Source organism: Mycolicibacterium llatzerense, assembly GCF_000878195.1.
Classification (GTDB): domain Bacteria; phylum Actinomycetota; class Actinomycetes; order Mycobacteriales; family Mycobacteriaceae; genus Mycobacterium; species Mycobacterium llatzerense.
The window spans coordinates 53,122-70,893 of sequence record NZ_JXST01000036.1 but is presented as its reverse complement, the minus strand read 5'-3'; the positions used below and the strand labels follow the sequence as shown (position 1 = coordinate 70,893).

Below are 17,772 nucleotides of genomic sequence, written 5' to 3'. Positions count from 1 at the left end.
CTCCTGGAACGTGCGCGGATAGTCGACCCCGCCGACCGGCCCACCCTCTGCAGTACCCATGCTGACCAGCATAGGTCCAATTAAGCAGATAAGCAGTACGTATGTTCGAATCTAATGGTGATCCCCACGCCGCGCCCGCGGCGGTCGACGCGATCACCCTCGCCACCCGGGAAGAGAACGCCGCCGGTGCCCGTCGCCTGGCCGCGATCGGTGACCTGTGGGCGCTGCGGGCGCCTGATGATGATGTGGAAAAGCGGTATTGGGCGATCGACGGGTATTGCGGGCTGGTGGTCGAGGTCGCCGCCGCTCTCGGGGTGTCCCGCAAGCGGGCGCAGGCGCAGGTGGACCGGGCGGTGATGCTGCGCACCCGGCTGCCGAAAGTGGCGGCGGTGTATGCCAAAGGCCTGATCGATGCGGTGCTGGTCGCGATGATCGTCTCGCGCACCGACCTGATCATCGACGACGACGTTGCCCAGCAGGTCGACGCTGACCTTGCGGCCAAGATCGTGTCCTGGGGCCGGTTGTCGAAACCGAAGGTGGAACAACGCATCGACGCGATCATCGCCGCGTCCGACCAGGCGGGGGTGCATGCCCCACGGCCTCCGTCGCAGGCCCGCTACCTCGACATTCGCGCGTCCGGCCCGGGATGCGCCAGCGTCTGCGGAACGGTGGATGCGGCGACCGCCGCCGTGCTGGACGCCGCCCTCGATGACCTGGCCAAGAGTGTGTGCCGCAATGATCCGCGCAGCCATGACCAGCGCCGCGCCGCCGCGATCGACGCCCTGGCCCGGGGTGACCGGCTGCAATGCCAGTGCGGCGACGCCGACTGCCCCGCCACCGGGGTGGAGCTGCCGGCGCCGACGGTCGGGACCCGCGCGGTGATCCACGTGATCACCACCGCCGACGCCCTCGACGGTGGTGCGCCGGGATTCCTGCCCGGGTACGGGCAGATCCCGGCCGACCAGGTGGCCCAACTCGCCGAAGGTGCGACGCTGCGGCAGGTGCGCATCCCGCCGGATGTCATCGAACCGCGGTACCGGCCGTCGGCCACGCTCGCCGAGTTCGTGCGCTGCCGCGACCTGACGTGCCGCTTCCTCGACTGTGACCGGCCTGCTGAAGCCTGCGACATCGACCACACCGTGCCCTACCCAGCCGGGCCGACGCATCCGTCAAACCTCAAGTGCCTGTGCCGATTTCACCACTTGCTCAAAACGTTCCACGGTTGGACCGATCACCAGTTCCCGGACGGGACCGTGGTGTGGACCGCGCCCACCGGGCACACCTACGTCACCAAACCTGACGGTGCGCACTGGTACCCGCAACTCGGCAAGCCGACCGGAACTCCCGAAATCACTGGGGAGCCGGTGCGCAAACCGGGACGGGGATACTGCATGCCCAAACGCAATCGCACCCGAGCCCAGGAACGCCAACAATGGGCGAACGAAGCCCGGATGGTCAACGAAGAACGCATCGCCTCCGAGGAATGGCGCCGGTGTCGTGAACTCGAAATGGCCTTAGCCGCAGAGGAATGGGATGAACCGGCGCCGTTCTAGGCGGTGGCTGCCATTTGGGCGTAGCCCTCGGCGAGCGCTCGCAATTGGGCGGCGCCGTCGCCGGTATAGGACGAGCCGTGCATGAGGGCCAGGGTCGACGGATTCAGGGCGGCGAGCTGCTCGAGTGTTGGCGCTAGGTTCGTCGTGAGGCCGGTGGCGTGGAAGATGGATTCGGCCTCCAAGGCCGGTGCCACGCAATCGGATTCGGTCAACGCCGGGCATCGGCCGGTGTGGGTCAGGAGGTCGCCGGCGAGCAGGGTAGAAGTGGTCTCGTCGAACCACAGGCCCGCTTCCCAATTGTGGGGAACGTGCGGGGTGGCGATGAATCGCAGCCGGTGTCCGCCGATATCCAGCGTGTCAACAGGGGCGGCGACGGGTGGGCGGTCGCACATGTCGACCAGTGACAGCATCAACGCGAGACCGCCGTGCACAACCTCGGCGTGCGGGGCGGCGGCCAGCAGCAGGTTCATCGCGCCGCACTCGTCGGCCTCCAGATGTCCGAACGAGATCCAGCGCAGCTTGGGTAGTGGGATGACCTGGCTGATCGCCTGCGACACCATCGGGAACAGCTGCCGTTGGCCGCAATGGAAGAGGAATGGCTCGTCGCCGGTCAGGAGGAATTGGTTGAACGTGAAGCCGTTCTCGGTGATGCCAGGAATCCAGGTGGATAGCCGGTAGATATCGGGGGCAATCTCGTCGACTGCCGTGCTCAGTTCGGCATTCATCTGCCCATGGTGCGCCCTAGTTGAGCGCCGCGGCGACGGAATCAGCAAAGCGCTTCGCAGTCGATCGGTCGATCTGCGCGAAGCCGACCGCGAGGCCATTGATCACGGAGTCGGCCCGCTGGGGAAAGTCTGACAGCGGCGCGACGAGGAGGCCGTCGGCCTTCAGGCGTTCGGCCACGTCGCGGTCGCGACGGTCACGCGGCAGCAGGATGGCGACATGCAGACCAGCCTGAACGCCGAGCACCTCAAGGTGCGGGCAGCGTGCTTCGAGTTCGGTGATCAAAATGTCTCGGCGGCAACGGTATTCGCGGCCGGCCCGGGCGAGGTGTCGTTGCAGTTCGCCGGCGGTGATCAACTCCGTGAGGGCGCCGCGCGTGATGGCGGATACCGCGATCCGGTGGTCGCGGAGGTAGGTCTGAACCGCGTCGCGCAGGGGCAGTGGCGGCACCAACCAGGCGGCGCCCAGACTCGGCGCGAGGATTTTCGACGCGGTGCCGACGTAGGCGACGTGTTCCCCTGCGCCCGGTATCGACCGGATTGCGGGCAAGGGGGCAACGCCGTAGCGAAACTCGCCGTCGTAGTCGTCTTCGATGACGATCGACCCGGTCCGCTTGGCCCACGCGACCAACTTGGCGCGTCGATTCACCGAGAGCCGGTGCCCGAGCGGGTACTGGTGTGCCGGTGTCGTGTAGACGATGCCGGCCTCGTCGCCGAGTTCGTCGACGCACAGCCCGTCGTGGTCGACGGGTACGAAGATCGGGTGCAGACCGGCGCGGGTGAATTCCTCGGCCGCGGCGGGGTAGCAGGGCGATTCGAGATAGCAGCGGTTCAGGCCGCTCACAGCGGCCAGTGTCTGAAACGCGGCAGTCGACCCGGGAACGTCGAAAACCGTGTCGGTATCGATGCCGCGGCTGATCCGGAGATGGTGGGACATGGCGGCGGTGAAGGCGTCGTCGGCGCCCTGCCACGGAGACAGCGTCGTGGGCTGGGACGAAGCCGCCGTCCGCCACGCGCGGGTCCAGGCCCGCATGTCGATGAGCCCGGTATCCGGGGAGCCGGGGCGCAGGTCAACAACGGAGTCGGTCTGGTGCGCCGGGGTAGGAGGTGCCGGCACGACGTTCTCGTCGAGGCGCGGCGCGCGGCTGGATAGTCCGGCCCTGGCGGCCGCCGTGGCGCCGGCCGTCGTCCGAGTTCCGGCGCCGGGCACACCTTCGAGGAATCCGGCAGCGACCAGCTCGTCGTAGGCGGCAGCGACCATGGTTCGTGAGGCCCCGAGCTCGTGGGCAAATGCACGGGTCGACGGGAGCCAGTCCCCGTCGCCGACCTGTCCGGCGGCGATCAGAGCCACCAGCTGACTCGCGATCGCTCTGGCGCTCAGGTCGGTGGTGTCGAGCGGCAGATGCACCGCCCGGGTGTGGCGGGCCATCCCGCCAGAATAGTGGCCTCTCGAAAATTGCGTTTCCGGCTATTCCAACCAGTCCGCAATCATGGTGATCTTGAATCATGGAAAAGCTCACCCGCAAGTACGGTCGGCAGTCCACGGCCCGCGCCGCTCTCGAAGAGTTCCTCGACGAACAGTGGTGGGGCGTGCTGAACGTCGGCGCAGTGGCCCGTCCGAACGGCAAGGTCAGACCGCTCGCCGTGCCGACGCTGTACGTCCGTCACGAGGACCGGATTCTCATTCACGGTTCGACTGGCGCGGGTGCGCTGGGCGTCAAGGGCAAGGGCGCGCAGGTCGCCTTCTGTGTCACGGCCATGGATGCACTTGTGGTGGCGCACAGCACCTTTGACTCCTCGGTGCACTATCGCTCGGCGGTGCTGTACGGCGAGGCGGAACCCGCCGGCCGCGAGGATCGAGAAGCCCTGCTCGAGCGGTTCAGTGAGCTGCTGATCCCCGGACGCACTGCGGAGGTACGTGCGATGTTGCCCAAGGAGATCGCGGCGACCAATGTCATCTCCCTGCCGATCGTCGACGGCGACTGGGTGTACAAGGTCAACGGCGGCCCCGTCGACGAACCGGACGAGGAAACCACCGCCTGGGCCGGCATCGTGCCGTTCTCTGTCACCTACGGCGCACCGCAGCGGGCGGAGTGGTCGACGGCGGAGTTGCCGGAGTCTGTGCGGGCGATGGTCGCTGCGGGAGGTGCCTGACCTGCGCGGGTAGCGCCGGATAGACATTTTTGGGGAATCGGGAATAGATCGGGAAGTGCCCCTGTTGGACTCACCGACAACAAGTTGAGTGCACCAGGCTCAAGTTCGGCTTGACAGACGGCCCCGTCCGATAGCAAGCTTGAGCGCAGTTCGCTCAGATCACCCAACAATGTCTATCAGGAGGCATCACTATGGCTCGTGCGGTCGGTATCGACCTCGGGACCACCAACTCTTGCGTCTCGGTGCTGGAGGGCGGCGATCCCGTCGTCGTAGCCAACTCTGAGGGCTCCCGGACCACCCCGTCGGTCGTCGCGTTCGCGCGTAACGGCGAGGTGCTGGTCGGCCAGCCCGCGAAGAACCAGGCAGTGACCAACGTCGACCGGACGATCCGTTCGGTCAAGCGTCATATCGGCACTGACTGGACCGTCGAGATCGACGGCAAGAACTACACCTCGCAGGAGATCAGCGCGCGCACGCTGCAGAAGCTGAAGCGTGACGCGGAGGCGTACCTCGGTGAGGACATCACCGACGCCGTGATCACTGTCCCGGCCTACTTCAACGACGCTCAGCGTCAGGCCACCAAAGAAGCCGGCCAGATCGCCGGCCTCAACGTGCTGCGCATCGTCAACGAGCCGACTGCGGCCGCCCTGGCCTACGGCCTGGACAAGGGCGAGAAGGAACAGACCATCCTGGTCTTCGACCTCGGTGGTGGCACCTTCGACGTCTCGCTGCTGGAAATCGGCGAGGGCGTCGTCGAGGTCAAGGCGACCTCCGGTGACAACCACCTCGGTGGTGACGACTGGGACGAGCGCATCGTGCAGTGGCTGGTCGACAAGTTCAAGGCCACCAGTGGCATTGACCTGACCAAGGACAAGATGGCGATGCAGCGTCTGCGTGAGGCTGCGGAGAAGGCCAAGATCGAACTGAGCTCGAGCCAGAGCACCTCGATCAACCTGCCCTACATCACCGTCGACGCCGACAAGAACCCGCTGTTCCTCGACGAGCAGCTGACCCGTGCCGAGTTCCAGCGCATCACGCAGGACCTGCTCGACCGGACCCGCCAGCCGTTCCAGTCCGTCATCAAGGACGCCGGCATCTCGGTCTCCGACATCGACCACGTGGTCCTCGTCGGTGGCTCGACCCGTATGCCCGCCGTCACCGAACTGGTCAAGGAACTGACCGGTGGCAAGGAGCCCAACAAGGGCGTCAACCCGGACGAGGTCGTGGCCGTCGGTGCCGCCCTGCAGGCCGGTGTGCTCAAGGGTGAGGTGAAAGACGTTCTGCTGCTTGACGTCACCCCGCTGTCCCTCGGTATCGAAACCAAGGGTGGCGTGATGACCAAGCTGATCGAGCGCAACACCACCATCCCGACCAAGCGGTCCGAGACCTTCACCACGGCCGATGACAACCAGCCGTCGGTGCAGATTCAGGTCTTCCAGGGTGAGCGTGAGATCGCCGCGCACAACAAGCTGCTCGGCAGCTTCGAGCTGACCGGCATCCCGCCGGCCCCGCGTGGCGTGCCGCAGATCGAGGTCACCTTCGACATCGACGTCAACGGCATCGTGCACGTGACCGCCAAGGACAAGGGCACGGGCAAGGAAAACACGATCAAGATCCAGGAAGGCTCGGGCCTGTCGCAGGACGAGATCGACCGGATGATCAAGGACGCCGAGGCGCACGCCGAAGAGGACAAGAAGCGTCGCGAAGAGGCTGACGTCCGCAACCAGGCCGAGTCGCTCGTCTACCAGACGGAGAAGTTCGTCAAGGACCAGCGCGAAGCCGAGGGCGGCTCGAAGGTTCCCGAGGACACCTTGACCAAGGTCGACGGTGCCATCGCCGAGGCCAAGACCGCGCTCGCCGGCACCGACATCGCCGCCATCAAGACGGCCATGGAGAAGCTGGGCGTCGAGAGCCAGGCCCTGGGCCAGGCGATCTACGAGGCCACCCAGGCTGAGCAGGCCGCCGGTGCGGGCGCTGGCGCTCCCGGTGCCGCCGCTGCCGACGACAACGTCGTGGACGCCGAGGTCGTCGAGGACGATCAGGAGCACAAGTGAGCCAAGACGATTCGCACGAGCCGGTGACCATCACCGACAAGCGGCGCATCGATCCGGAAACCGGCGAAAAGCGTGAGGGCGCTCCGGCGTCGGCCCCTGAGGGGTCGACGCCGGAGGCCCCGGCCTCCGCTGAGGAAGCCGAGGCTCCGGTGTCCGACGAAGCCGCAGAGCTCAAGGCAGACCTGCAGCGACTCAAGGCTGAGTACGACAACTACCGCAAGCGGGCGATCCGTCAGGAGCAGGCCGCGGCCGAACGGGCCAAAGGCATTGTCGTGCAGCAGTTCTTGCCGGTGCTCGACGATCTCGAGCGGGCTCGCGCCCACGGAGATCTGGAGTCCGGGCCGCTGAAGTCAGTGGCGGACAAGCTTTCCGGCGCGCTCGACAGCCTCGGTCTCTCGGCGTTCGGCGCCGAGGGCGACGAGTTCGACCCGTCGCTGCACGAGGCCGTTCAGCACGAGGGCGACGGCTCCAACCCGGTGTTGGGCACTGTCATGCGTCGCGGTTACAAGCTCGGTGAGCAGGTGCTGCGGCACGCGATGGTCGGTGTCGTCGACGCCGAACCCGCAGCTGATGCGCCCGACACGCCCGCCAATGCCACCGCTGCGACTGAACAGAAACCACAATCAAACGAATAACCGAGCGACGCTGAGGAGGTGACGCGACATGGCTCAACGGGAATGGGTCGAGAAGGACTTCTACAAGGAACTCGGCGTCACCTCTGACGCCACGAAGGATGAGATCAAGCGCGCCGCGCGCAAGGTGCTGGCCGACAACCATCCGGACCGCAACCCGAACAACCCGGCAGCCGAGGATCGCTACAAAGCGGCGACCGAAGCCAAGGAAGTTCTGACCGACGACGCCAAGCGTGCCGAATACGACGAAACCCGGCGGCTTTTCGCCAACGGTGGATTCGGCCGCCGCTTCGGTGGCGGCGGTGGCGGTGGCGGCTTCGGAGGTTTCGGCGGCGAGACGTCGGACTTCAACCTGGGCGACCTGTTCGACCAGGCGGGGCAGACCGGCGGCGCCAACATCGGTGACCTGTTCGGCGGCCTGTTCGGCCGGGGTGCGCAGCAGCCGCGTCCCAGCCGTCCGCGCCGCGGCAACGACCTGGAAACCGAAACCGAGCTGAGCTTCCTGGAAGCGACCAAGGGCGTGGCGATGCCGCTGCGCCTGACCAGCCCGGCACCATGCACCAACTGCCACGGCAGCGGCGCGCGTCCGGGCACCAGCCCGAAGGTGTGCCCGAACTGCAACGGCGCGGGCGTCATCAACCGCAACCAGGGCGCGTTCGGCTTCTCGGAGCCGTGCACCGATTGTCGCGGCACCGGCTCGATCATTGAGCACCCGTGTGACGAGTGCAAAGGCACCGGCGTCTCGACTCGGACGCGCACCATCAACGTGCGCATCCCGCCGGGCGTGACCGACGGTCAGCGCATCCGGCTCGCCGGCCAAGGTGAGGCGGGTCTTCGCGGGGCGCCCTCGGGCGACCTGTACGTCACCGTGCACGTCCGGCCCGACAAGGTGTTCGGGCGCGACGGCGACGACCTGACCGTCACCGTTCCGGTGAGCTTCCACGAGTTGGCTTTGGGGACAACGCTTTCCGTGCCGACGCTGGAAGGTAAGGTCGGTGTTCGGGTGCCGAAGGGGACCTCCGATGGACGCATCCTGCGGGTGCGTGGGCGCGGTGTGCCCAAGCGCGGCACCGACGCTGGTCATGGCGACCTGCTGGTGACCGTGAAGGTGGCCGTGCCGCCGAACCTCGAAGGTGAAGCGGCCGAGGCGCTCGAGACGTACGCAAAGGCGGAGCGGGCCAGTGGATTTGATCCACGGGCAGGATGGGCCGGGTCGCTATGAGCGCCCGGCGCAAGGCCGAGGAAGCCCGCACCTTCCTGATTTCGGTGGCCGCCGAGCTGGCCGGTATGCACGCGCAGACGCTGCGTACATACGACCGGCTCGGCCTGGTCAGCCCCGAGCGCACCTCGGGCGGCGGGCGGCGGTACTCGCAGCACGACGTCGACCTGCTGCGCGAGGTGCAGCGCCTGTCCCAGGACGAGGGCGTCAACCTGGCCGGCATCAAGCGCATCATCGAACTGACCAATCAGGTCGAGGCGCTGCAGTCCCGGCTCGCCGAGGTGACCGCCGAACTCGAACGCGTCCGCAAGCCCAGCACCGCATTGGTGCTGTGGCAGCCGCGGCGGGGCGGTAGTTCGCAGCGGGGCTAGGCGTTCAGTCAGCCACCCTGTCGCGCAACAAATCCCGCAGTTGGGCAATTTCGCCCCGAAGGTCTTCGATGTGCGCTGCTGTCACGGCGTCTTGTTTCTGGTCGTCGTCCGACACGGTCTGCACGATCCACGATGCGATGGTCGCGGTGATCGAACCGACCAGGCTGATGCCGCCAATCATCATGAGGCTGGCCATGACTCGGCCGGTGGTGGTGACGGGATACATATCGCCGTAGCCGACGGTGGTGATCGTGGTCATCGCCCACCACACCGCGAGTCCGAAGCTGGTGATGTGGGCGTCCGGTGCGCTGCGTTCGGCTTCGTATACCGCCAGCGCCCCGACGTACACGAGCAGCACGGCACCGGAGATGGTGTAGATGATCACCTTGCCCCGGATGGCGCTGCCGAGGGCTTTCTGCAGGGCACCGACCAGGACGACCAGGCGCAGCAGTCGAAGCGGCCGCAGCAGCGGCAGCAGCACGATGGCCAGGTCCACCAGATGCCGGAAGAACCACTGCTTACGGTCGGGCGCGAGGTACAGCCGCGCCGCGTAGTCGGCGGTGAACACCGCCCACGCCAATAGGGTCGCCAACGTCACGAGCCGCGCGACCAGTCCGTGCGGCTGAGCGAGGACCTCCACGCTGTACGCGGCCAGGAACACCGCGGCAACCGCGGCGAGCGGCCATTCGGCCCGATGTTCCCACCTGTCGAGGCGGTCTTGCGTAGTCACGTCAGAAAGTGTGCGGCACCGGCGAACATTTCGGAACTCAGTTGACCGAGATGGAGAAGCGCGCCACCGCTGGTCGGCCCGGGGACGCGACGCGATAACCGCCGCGACGCAGCGCATCGGTGGGCGCGGCCATGGGCTCGATGGCCACCAGCGCGTCGCCGGGCGGCGCGAACAGTTGCGCGGCGGGGTAGCCGGTTTCGAACGTCACCGTGATCCGGTGGTCGCCGCCGCTCAGAATGAATTGCGCGCCGTCGGGCACCTGGTCGAAACCGTCGTCGTAGGCGGTGTCGCCGAGCGGCGCGGAACTCGCCGGCCAAGCCTCAACCACGCCGGAAGGCAACCCGCGATCATCGGTCGGCAGGTGCCGCATTGCGGGCGTCTCCAGCACCCAATCTTGCCGAGGCACGCCGGGAATGGTCAGGTACGGGTGATAGCCGAAGCACAGCGGAACCGCCGCGGACGTGGACGGCCGGACGGTGGTCTCGACCGCCAACCTGCGGCCCACCAACGTGACGCGTTGCGTCAGCACATGCGGGAACGGGAACGACGCCAGCAGGCCCGGCCGGTTGAAATCGACTGCGGCAGTTACTGAGTTCGGCGACTGCTCGGTGATCACCCAGCCCGGGTAGGCGGCCAGGACGCCGTGCATGGGTGAGCCATGGGCGTCGACGCGTACGCCGCCGGAGCCGGGCGTCAACGTGACGACCGCGCCGTCGACGTCATAGGTGGTGGCGCCCAACCGATTCGCCCACGGATACAGCAGCGGGATGCCCATGGTCTTGGCGTTGGTCAGGTAGGCAGCCAGGCCGCGCCGCTGGCCGAGGAACTCGACATCGCCATCGGAAAACGACGTGCCGATCATGCCGGCGGCGGGGACGAACGTCGCCGTCATCGTGGACTCGGAGTCGCTCAGTACGACGGTGTCGAGTTCGGCCATCGGTTCCTCCAGCGTCAGTGGGCCAACGGATCGTGCTGAATGCGTTCTGGTGGTGCGCCTTTGGCGATCAGGGCGGCTTTGGTCGCGGTGACCATCTGCGGGCCGCCGCACAGCAGGATCTGCCGGTCGCCCCAGCTGCCGTAGCTGGTCACCACGTCGGGCAGCAGCCCTGTCTGCCGGACGTGCAGTCCGCGCGGCGGCTGTACGTCGGGGTAATCGTCGGCCCACGGTGGGTCACTGGTGTATTCGGACACCGGCGTGACCGACAGCCACGGATTGGTGGCGGCGATCTCCCACAGCGTGCGCAGGTCGTAGAGGTCGCAGGGGTAGCGGCCGCCGAAGAACAGGTGCACGCGCGGGTTCTCGGCCTCGCGGCACAGGTTCATCAGCAGCGCGCGCAGTGGGGCCAGGCCGGTGCTGCCGGCAACCATGAGCACATCGCCGTCGGAGCGCGAAACATGCATGCCGCCATGGGGATTGGACAGTCGCCAGCGGTCACCGGGTGCGGTCTGGTTGACGATCGCGGTGCTCACCATGCCGCCGCTCACTGACCGGATGTGGAACTCGATGGCACCACTGGCATCGGACGGCATCGACGGACTCAGGTGCCGCCAGCGCCGCGGCCACTGCGGCACCTGCACCGCGACGTACTGGCCGGCGTGATACGACAGGGCCTGGTCCAGTTGCAGCCGCACCACCGACACGTCGCGGGTGACGCGCAGATGCTCGACGACGGTGCCGTCGACGTAGGGCGGGGTCTGTTCGGAATCGGCGGCGCCGCGCATGACCCCGACGATCAGATCCACGGCGTGCGTGGTGGCCTCGGCGACCCGAGCATCCCAGCTCGCGCCGAGCTCGTCGCGCAGAGTGGCCAGCAGTGCGTCGTGCAGCGCCGCGTAATGCTGTTGCCCGACACCGTATTTACGGTGATCCCGGCCGAGCTGCGCCAGGAACGCGACCGGTTCCTCGGCGCGCTGCTCGATGAACTCACCGAGCACCCAGAACAGCGCCTGGCTGAAGGCGGTGCGCTGCGTGGCCAGCTCCGGGGGGAACAGGTCGCGCGCCGACAGGTCGCTGGCGAACCACCGGTTGTAGAAGCGGCCGATCACGTCGTCCCCGCCGTGCGCGGGGTCGACCGCGGCGCGCACCGTCATCAGGGCGTCGCGGTCGTCAAGCCCCATCAGGCATCGGCGAGGTGGTGTCGAAGTGGTTCTGCCCCAACGTGCTGACGAAGGTAGGGCCCAGCAGGTCGAGTTCGCGCCGGTGCGCGTCGGCCCACGTGCCGTACGGCTGGTGCGCCAGGTATTCGTTCCGGAACCGGTCGTCCTCGGACACTTCGGTGACGCAGAACGTCGGGATGGCCAGGTCGACCACCGGTCCGCCGCGCTCGACCTCGGCCAACAGCAGCGGGGCATTGCCGTTCAGGAATCGGTCGATGATCCAGCCGTCCTCGCCCAGCCACACCGAGTACCGCACCTTGGTGACGACATGGTCGGCGCGACGGACGATTTCGCCGGCCACCAGCGGATCGAGTTCGCGCTCGGCCTCGTAGCGGGTGCCGCCCGCGGCCGGGCCCTTGGCGGTCATGGTGCCGATCGAGTCCTCACTGATGGCTTCGATGAGGTCGATCGCCGCATTGCTCAGATCGGCGGGGGCGGGCCCCTGGACGCGCACGCGGACGGCGTAGCCGTCGGACGCGAACAGGTATGCCTGCACGATCAGGGCAGGGGTCGGGTCGGACGCGGTGACAGCGGGCAGGTCGCGGACGAGGAACTTTCGTTCGAACTCGAAATCGCCGAAGCCGGATTCGGACATGCTTAGACGGTAGTCCTAGAGGTGGCTGAGACCCTTGTATGCCACGAGGAGTCCGATGATGATCAGGATTCCGGCGACCAGCACGGCGTGCTGACGGTGCAGCCAGGCGCCGAGACGGGCCATGGCCGGGTCCAGTCGTTCACCGGCGGCGACGTAGGTCAGGACCGGGATGGCGACCGAACTGCCTGCCACCACCGCGAAATACAGCACCGACGCCCAGGTCGCCGCTTGCGGGAGTTCGTCGGTGCTGATCGCCAGGCCGGCCGCGACGCACATGAAGAGCACCTTGGGGTTCACCACCGCGAGTACCGCCGCGGTCACGAATCCCCGTGCCGGAGTGACGGTGGTCAGCTTGCGCATCCAGGCCGGCTCGTGGGCGTCGTGCTTGCGGGTGGCCCACCGGTAGATACCGAAGGCGACCAGCAGGGCGCCGATCACGATGCGCACCCACGACGCCGTGGTCGACGGGTGGCCGGCCGCGGGCATCAGTCCGGACAGTTGGACGAACACGCCGGTGAGTACCGCGATGGTGACCAGCCACCCGGCGAGGAAAGTCAGACCGGTGATGCGGGCGTGGGGTGATTGCAGCACGAGCACTGCGGGAATGATCGACAGTGGCGACAGCGCGATCACGAGGGCCAGGGGAATCAGTTCGGTCAGGACCGAAACCCAGTCAGTCATTCACTGCCCCCTTCGTGTCGCGACCAGTATGGACGGGGATCGCGCGGAAAGGCATTCGGGCCGTCGTGAAAGGGTCTTGTGGCCGTATTGAAAACTGGTGGAAATTTCCTAGACTTGAGCGGAACAGACTCAACCTTGACGGCGTTGAAATCAGCGACAAGCATTTTTCTGTAGACGAAAGGGAGGTGTCGTGGACTCGTTCAACCCGACCACGAAGACTCAGGCGGCGCTGACCTCAGCGTTGCAGGCGGCGACAGCCGCCGGAAACCCGGAGATCCGTCCGGCGCACTTGTTGATGGCTCTGCTGACCCAGAACGACGGCATTGCCGCACCCCTGCTGGAGGCCGTCGGCGTCGAGCCCGCGACCATCCGGGCCGAGGCTCAGCGGCTGATCGACCAGCTGCCCAGTGCCAGTGGCGCCAACTCGACGCCGCAATTGTCCCGTGAGTCGGTCGCGGCCCTGACCGCCGCCCAGCACCTGGCCACCGAGATGGACGACGAATACGTCTCCACCGAGCACCTGCTGTACGGCCTGGCCAGCGGCGACTCCGACGTCGCCAAGATTCTGGTCAACCACGGCGCCGCGCCGCAGACGCTGCGCGACGCGTTCGTGAAGGTCCGCGGCAGTGCCCGCGTCACCAGCCCCGATCCCGAGGGCAGCTACCAGGCGCTGGAGAAGTACTCCACCGACCTGACCGCGCGTGCCCGAGAAGGCAAGCTCGACCCGGTCATCGGACGCGACAACGAGATTCGTCGCGTGGTCCAGGTCCTGAGCCGGCGCACCAAGAACAACCCGGTGTTGATCGGTGAGCCCGGCGTCGGTAAGACCGCGATCGTCGAGGGCCTGGCCCAGCGCATCATCGCCGGCGACGTGCCGGAGAGCCTGCGCGACAAGACCGTCGTCTCCCTGGACCTCGGGTCCATGGTGGCCGGCGCCAAGTACCGCGGTGAATTCGAGGAGCGGCTCAAGGCCGTGCTCGACGACATCAAGAACTCGGCGGGGCAGGTCATCACCTTCATCGACGAGTTGCACACCATCGTGGGTGCCGGCGCGACCGGTGAGTCCGCGATGGACGCCGGCAACATGATCAAGCCGATGCTGGCCCGCGGCGAGCTGCGGCTGGTCGGCGCGACCACGCTCGATGAGTACCGCAAGTACATCGAGAAGGACGCCGCCCTGGAGCGCCGGTTCCAGCAGGTGCTGGTCGGCGAGCCGTCGGTCGACGACACCGTCGGCATCCTCCGCGGCCTCAAGGAGCGCTACGAGGTGCACCACGGCGTGCGCATCACCGACTCCGCGCTGGTCGCGGCGGCCACGTTGTCGGACCGCTACATCACCAGCCGGTTCCTGCCGGACAAGGCCATCGACCTCGTCGACGAGGCCGCGTCGCGGTTGCGCATGGAGATCGACTCTCGGCCCGTCGAGATCGACGAGGTGGAGCGGCTGGTCCGTCGCCTCGAGATCGAGGAGATGGCGCTGTCCAAGGAAGAGGACGACGCCTCCAAGGAACGGCTGGAGAAGCTGCGTTCGGAGCTGGCCGACTACAAGGAGAAGCTGGCCGAGCTGACCACCCGGTGGCAGAACGAGAAGAACGCCATCGACATCGTCCGCGAGCTCAAGGAACAGCTGGAAGACCTGCGCGGTGCGGCTGACCGGGCCGAGCGCGACGGCGACCTGGCCAAGGCCGCCGAGCTTCGGTACGGCCGGATCCCACAGCTCGAGAAGCAGCTCGACGCCGCGTTGCCGGTCGCCGAGGCCCGCGAGAACGTCATGCTCAAGGAGGAGGTCAGCCCCGACGACATCGCTGATGTGGTGTCGGCGTGGACCGGCATCCCGGCCGGTCGGATGATGGAAGGCGAGACCGCCAAGCTGCTGCGCATGGAGACCGAGCTGGGGAACCGGGTGATCGGTCAGGAGCTCGCCGTCCAGGCCGTCTCCGACGCGGTGCGTCGCAGCCGGGCGGGGGTCGCCGATCCCAACCGGCCGACGGGCTCGTTCATGTTCCTGGGCCCGACCGGTGTCGGAAAGACCGAGCTGGCCAAGGCGCTGGCGGAGTTCCTCTTCGACGACGAGCGCGCCATGATCCGCATCGACATGAGCGAGTACAGCGAGAAGCACGCCGTGGCTCGGCTCGTCGGTGCCCCTCCGGGCTACGTCGGATACGACGCCGGTGGCCAGCTGACCGAGGCGGTACGCCGCCGGCCGTATTCGGTGGTGCTGTTCGATGAGATCGAGAAGGCGCACCCGGACGTGTTCGACATCCTGCTGCAGGTGCTCGACGACGGCCGGTTGACCGACGGTCAGGGCCGCACGGTCGACTTCCGCAACACCATCCTCATCCTCACGTCCAACCTGGGCGCGGGGGGCACCGAGGAGCAGGTGATGGCGGCGGTGCGCTCGCGGTTCAAGCCCGAGTTCATCAACCGCCTGGACGACGTCATCATCTTCGAGGCGCTCAAGCCCGAGGAGCTGGTGCGGATCGTCGACATCCAGCTGGCTCAGCTGCAGAAGCGGCTGGCGCAGCGGCGGTTGACGCTCGAGGTGTCGCTGGAGGCCAAGAAGTGGCTGGGTGACCGCGGCTTCGACCCGCTGTACGGCGCCCGTCCGCTGCGCCGCCTGGTGCAGCAGGCCATCGGCGACCAGTTGGCCAGGAAGCTGCTGGCCGGCGAGGTGCACGACGGCGACGTCGTGCCGGTCAGCCTCAGCGCCGACGGTGACAGCCTGGTGCTCGGCTGAGTTGAGTTATGGGAAAGCCCCGTCACACATTTCGTGTGGCGGGGCTTTTTTAGATGTTGAAGCGGCCGGCGAATCCACGCAGTGGCACGTCGGCGCTCGTGAGCAGTCCGGGCGGTGCCTTGACCACCGAGGCGATGACGTTGAGTGCGGGTAGCCCGGTGACCGTCATCCCGATCGAGGCGAAGGACTCCGGATTCGACAGGTCCACACCGGGTTTCGGGTAGATCATGTGCTTGTTATAGACGCACGGGTCGCCCTTGATCTGAGTGATGTAGCAGCCCTTGATGTTCCAGTTCGGTTCGGTGTGCGGCGTCATCTGCCATTCGAGATGGGTCTCGATGCGCGGCACGCCGTCGACCATGCCCTGGTACTTGATGTAGTTGCCGCCCAACGATCCTTTGGGCAGCGTGTACCAGCCCAGGTCGACATCCTTGGTGCAGGCGCCGAGCTCAGCACTGAACTTCACCTCGTCGAGCTCGAGGCCGAAGCAGTCGGCCATCATCAGCACACTGTCGGCGAACACCCGGGTGTACTTCTCCAGCTTGGCCGGGATCGACGGATCATCAACGGGAAGGCCATATCCCACCTCGATCCAGGTGTCCTTGCTGTGGTGGCAGGACACGTCGACGGACTCGATGGTGGTGACGTTCTCGATCTCGGCGACGTCGGCAGAGCACACCACACCCAGAATCTGATTGACGCCGGGGTTCATGCCGGTGCCGTAGAACGTCGACCCGCCCTTGGCGCACGCCTCGGCCAGCAGCTGCGACACCGGCTTGCCGGAGGGGTGCGGGTGGTTGGTGTCGCGGTGCCAGCCGGTGATCCAGTCCGCTGTGGTGACGATATTGATCCCGGCCTCAAGGACTTTCACGTACAGGTCCTCGTCGGGGAAGACGCCGTGGAAGGTGAGGACGTCGGGACGCGCGGCGATGATGTCATCGACCGACCCTGTGGCGACGACGCCGATCGGTCCGATCCCGGCGATCTCGCCGGCATCGCGTCCCACCTTTTCGGTTGTGTAGCAATGTAATCCGACCAATTCGAGGCCGTCGCGCTTGTCGATGCGCTTGATCATCTCGGTGCCGACGTTGCCGGTCGCCACCTGGAAGACACGAATCTTGGACATCTGGCTCAGCCCTTCTGATCGGGATAAAACTGCATGGCCCACTTGCGGATTGCGGTGAAGCCCTCGTATTCGGCGGTGGCCAGCGCCGGCGGATCGGAGTAGCGCTGGTGTGACCAGATGTGGATGTCCTGGGTGAACTGCCGGATCACCTCGTCGCCGAACGCGGTGGCCCGCTCGGCGTTCCAGGGCGTCCGGCCGATGTAGACCATGAACCGCACGTCGGAGGTGGACTCGTCGACGGGTGTGACGGCCGAGATCGTGCGGTTGTCGATCATGCCCCAGCTCTTGGTGACTGCGATGCCCAAACCGCCGTTGATGGCCTCGACGCCGCTGCGCACCTCGTCGATCGACTGCTGGTCGCTGCCCTCGAAGGTGATGGTGAAGTCGACGTAGGAGATGGGCGCGGCGAAGTCGTGCCGGGTGAACACCGGCACGATCGGCGTCTGGTGCACGAACTTGAAGTGCGCGAAGTCGACGCCGTTCTCCAGCACGTACTGCGGATGCAGTTCCAGCGTTTCGCGGAACAGCCGCTGCTGCGGGTAGTAGTCGGCGGCGGTGCTGCCGTCGTTGAACGAGGCGAAGACGTCGGGCGCTTCGAAGAACGGCTCCCGGCCTTCGGCGTCGTGCCAGATGTAGATGGCCTCGTTGCGCTCGGTGACGGGGTAGGTGCGAATCCGGCGGCCGCGGTTGGGCCGGTCCTGGTACGGGATGCAGACGTTGTGGCCGGCGGCGTTCCACTGCCAGCCGTGGAACGGGCACTGGATCGTCTCGCCGACGACGTGACCGCCGAAGCCGAGGTGCGCGCCGAGGTGCTCGCAGTAGGCGTTCATGACGGTGACGGCCCCGGATTCGGCGCGCCAGGCGACCATCTCCTCGCCGAAGTACTTCATGGCGTGCACCGCGCCCACGCTGACCTGGTCGGACCAGGCGACCTGGAACCATCCCGTCGGTTTCATCGGCAACTGGGGTTTGGCCATGGTGCGAATCGTAGGAGGTTCTGTGAAACTTTGGAAGAGGGTTCTGTGAAACTGGGGTAATCTC

General features: G+C 66.8%; 16 protein-coding genes. 7 read left to right on the top strand and 9 right to left on the bottom strand.

Translation table 11 applies throughout. The annotated features are described in order from the left end of the window. Positions 1-101: 101 nt before the first annotated feature. The gene (locus TL10_RS22385; RefSeq protein ID WP_043987382.1) at positions 102-1,553 is read left to right on the top strand and encodes an HNH endonuclease signature motif containing protein; all 1,452 of its coding nucleotides are present in this window, start codon (positions 102-104) and stop codon (positions 1,551-1,553) included. Here TL10_RS22385 and TL10_RS22380 read toward each other — a convergent pair. Both TL10_RS22380 and TL10_RS22375 read right to left on the bottom strand, forming a co-directional pair. Then, a complete protein-coding gene (locus tag TL10_RS22380) occupies positions 1,550-2,266 on the bottom strand; it encodes an MBL fold metallo-hydrolase (RefSeq protein WP_043987392.1) in 717 nt (238 codons plus the stop codon). The genes TL10_RS22385 and TL10_RS22380 overlap by 4 nt on opposite strands. Positions 2,267-2,294: 28 nt before the next feature. Beyond that, positions 2,295-3,704: an aminotransferase-like domain-containing protein gene (locus TL10_RS22375; RefSeq protein WP_052506507.1), complete on the bottom strand. Its 1,410-nt coding sequence runs from the start codon at positions 3,702-3,704 to the stop codon at positions 2,295-2,297. A gap of 77 nt (positions 3,705-3,781) precedes the next feature. Between TL10_RS22375 and TL10_RS22370 the strand changes: the two genes are divergently transcribed. The 5 genes from TL10_RS22370 (at position 3,782) to TL10_RS22350 (ending at position 8,705) form a co-directional block, all read left to right on the top strand. Then, the gene (locus TL10_RS22370; RefSeq protein WP_043390220.1) at positions 3,782-4,429 is read left to right on the top strand and encodes a pyridoxamine 5'-phosphate oxidase family protein; all 648 of its coding nucleotides are present in this window, start codon (positions 3,782-3,784) and stop codon (positions 4,427-4,429) included. 191 nt (positions 4,430-4,620) lie between these two features. Continuing rightward, entirely contained in the window at positions 4,621-6,483 is a 1,863-nt protein-coding gene (dnaK, locus tag TL10_RS22365; RefSeq protein WP_043390223.1) for a molecular chaperone DnaK, read from the top strand. Beyond that, positions 6,480-7,118: a nucleotide exchange factor GrpE gene (gene grpE, locus TL10_RS22360; RefSeq protein WP_043390225.1), complete on the top strand. Its 639-nt coding sequence runs from the start codon at positions 6,480-6,482 to the stop codon at positions 7,116-7,118. The genes dnaK and grpE overlap by 4 nt, the downstream gene beginning before the upstream one ends. Before the next feature lie 28 nt (positions 7,119-7,146). Then, positions 7,147-8,337 (top strand): molecular chaperone DnaJ, encoded by a 1,191-nt coding sequence (gene dnaJ / locus TL10_RS22355; RefSeq protein WP_043390227.1) that lies wholly within the window; start codon positions 7,147-7,149, stop codon positions 8,335-8,337. Then, positions 8,334-8,705 (top strand): heat shock protein transcriptional repressor HspR, encoded by a 372-nt coding sequence (locus tag TL10_RS22350; protein ID WP_043390230.1) that lies wholly within the window; start codon positions 8,334-8,336, stop codon positions 8,703-8,705. The genes dnaJ and TL10_RS22350 overlap by 4 nt, the downstream gene beginning before the upstream one ends. A gap of 4 nt (positions 8,706-8,709) precedes the next feature. Here TL10_RS22350 and TL10_RS22345 read toward each other — a convergent pair whose 3' ends face one another. From TL10_RS22345 to TL10_RS22325, 5 genes are read right to left on the bottom strand one after another with little or no spacing between them, the layout of a single operon-like run. Next, positions 8,710-9,435, bottom strand: coding sequence for a potassium channel family protein (locus TL10_RS22345; RefSeq protein WP_043390232.1), 726 nt, complete (start codon positions 9,433-9,435; stop codon positions 8,710-8,712). Positions 9,436-9,472: 37 nt separating this feature from the next. Beyond that, positions 9,473-10,372 carry an aldose 1-epimerase gene (locus TL10_RS22340; RefSeq protein WP_043390234.1) on the bottom strand — a complete coding sequence of 300 codons (900 nt, stop codon included), beginning with the start codon at positions 10,370-10,372 and terminating at the stop codon, positions 9,473-9,475. Between the two features lie 14 nt (positions 10,373-10,386). Beyond that, positions 10,387-11,553 carry an FAD-binding oxidoreductase gene (locus TL10_RS22335; protein WP_043390236.1) on the bottom strand — a complete coding sequence of 389 codons (1,167 nt, stop codon included), beginning with the start codon at positions 11,551-11,553 and terminating at the stop codon, positions 10,387-10,389. After that, the gene (locus TL10_RS22330) at positions 11,543-12,187 is read right to left on the bottom strand and encodes a CYTH domain-containing protein (protein ID WP_043390239.1); all 645 of its coding nucleotides are present in this window, start codon (positions 12,185-12,187) and stop codon (positions 11,543-11,545) included. The genes TL10_RS22335 and TL10_RS22330 overlap by 11 nt, the downstream gene beginning before the upstream one ends. A gap of 15 nt (positions 12,188-12,202) precedes the next feature. Next, positions 12,203-12,868 carry a GAP family protein gene (locus TL10_RS22325; protein ID WP_043390242.1) on the bottom strand — a complete coding sequence of 222 codons (666 nt, stop codon included), beginning with the start codon at positions 12,866-12,868 and terminating at the stop codon, positions 12,203-12,205. A 190-nt stretch (positions 12,869-13,058) separates the two neighbouring features. On the opposite strand from TL10_RS22325, the gene clpB reads away from it, so the two are divergent. Then, a complete protein-coding gene (clpB, locus tag TL10_RS22320) occupies positions 13,059-15,605 on the top strand; it encodes an ATP-dependent chaperone ClpB (protein ID WP_043390244.1) in 2,547 nt (848 codons plus the stop codon). A gap of 49 nt (positions 15,606-15,654) precedes the next feature. Here clpB and TL10_RS22315 read toward each other — a convergent pair whose 3' ends face one another. Together TL10_RS22315 and TL10_RS22310 are read right to left on the bottom strand one after the other, a co-directional pair. Further along, entirely contained in the window at positions 15,655-16,731 is a 1,077-nt protein-coding gene (locus TL10_RS22315; protein WP_043390247.1) for an NAD(P)H-dependent amine dehydrogenase family protein, read from the bottom strand. 5 nt (positions 16,732-16,736) lie between these two features. Beyond that, the gene (locus tag TL10_RS22310) at positions 16,737-17,708 is read right to left on the bottom strand and encodes an aromatic ring-hydroxylating dioxygenase subunit alpha (protein WP_043987379.1); all 972 of its coding nucleotides are present in this window, start codon (positions 17,706-17,708) and stop codon (positions 16,737-16,739) included. Between the last annotated feature and the right edge of the window lie 64 nt (positions 17,709-17,772).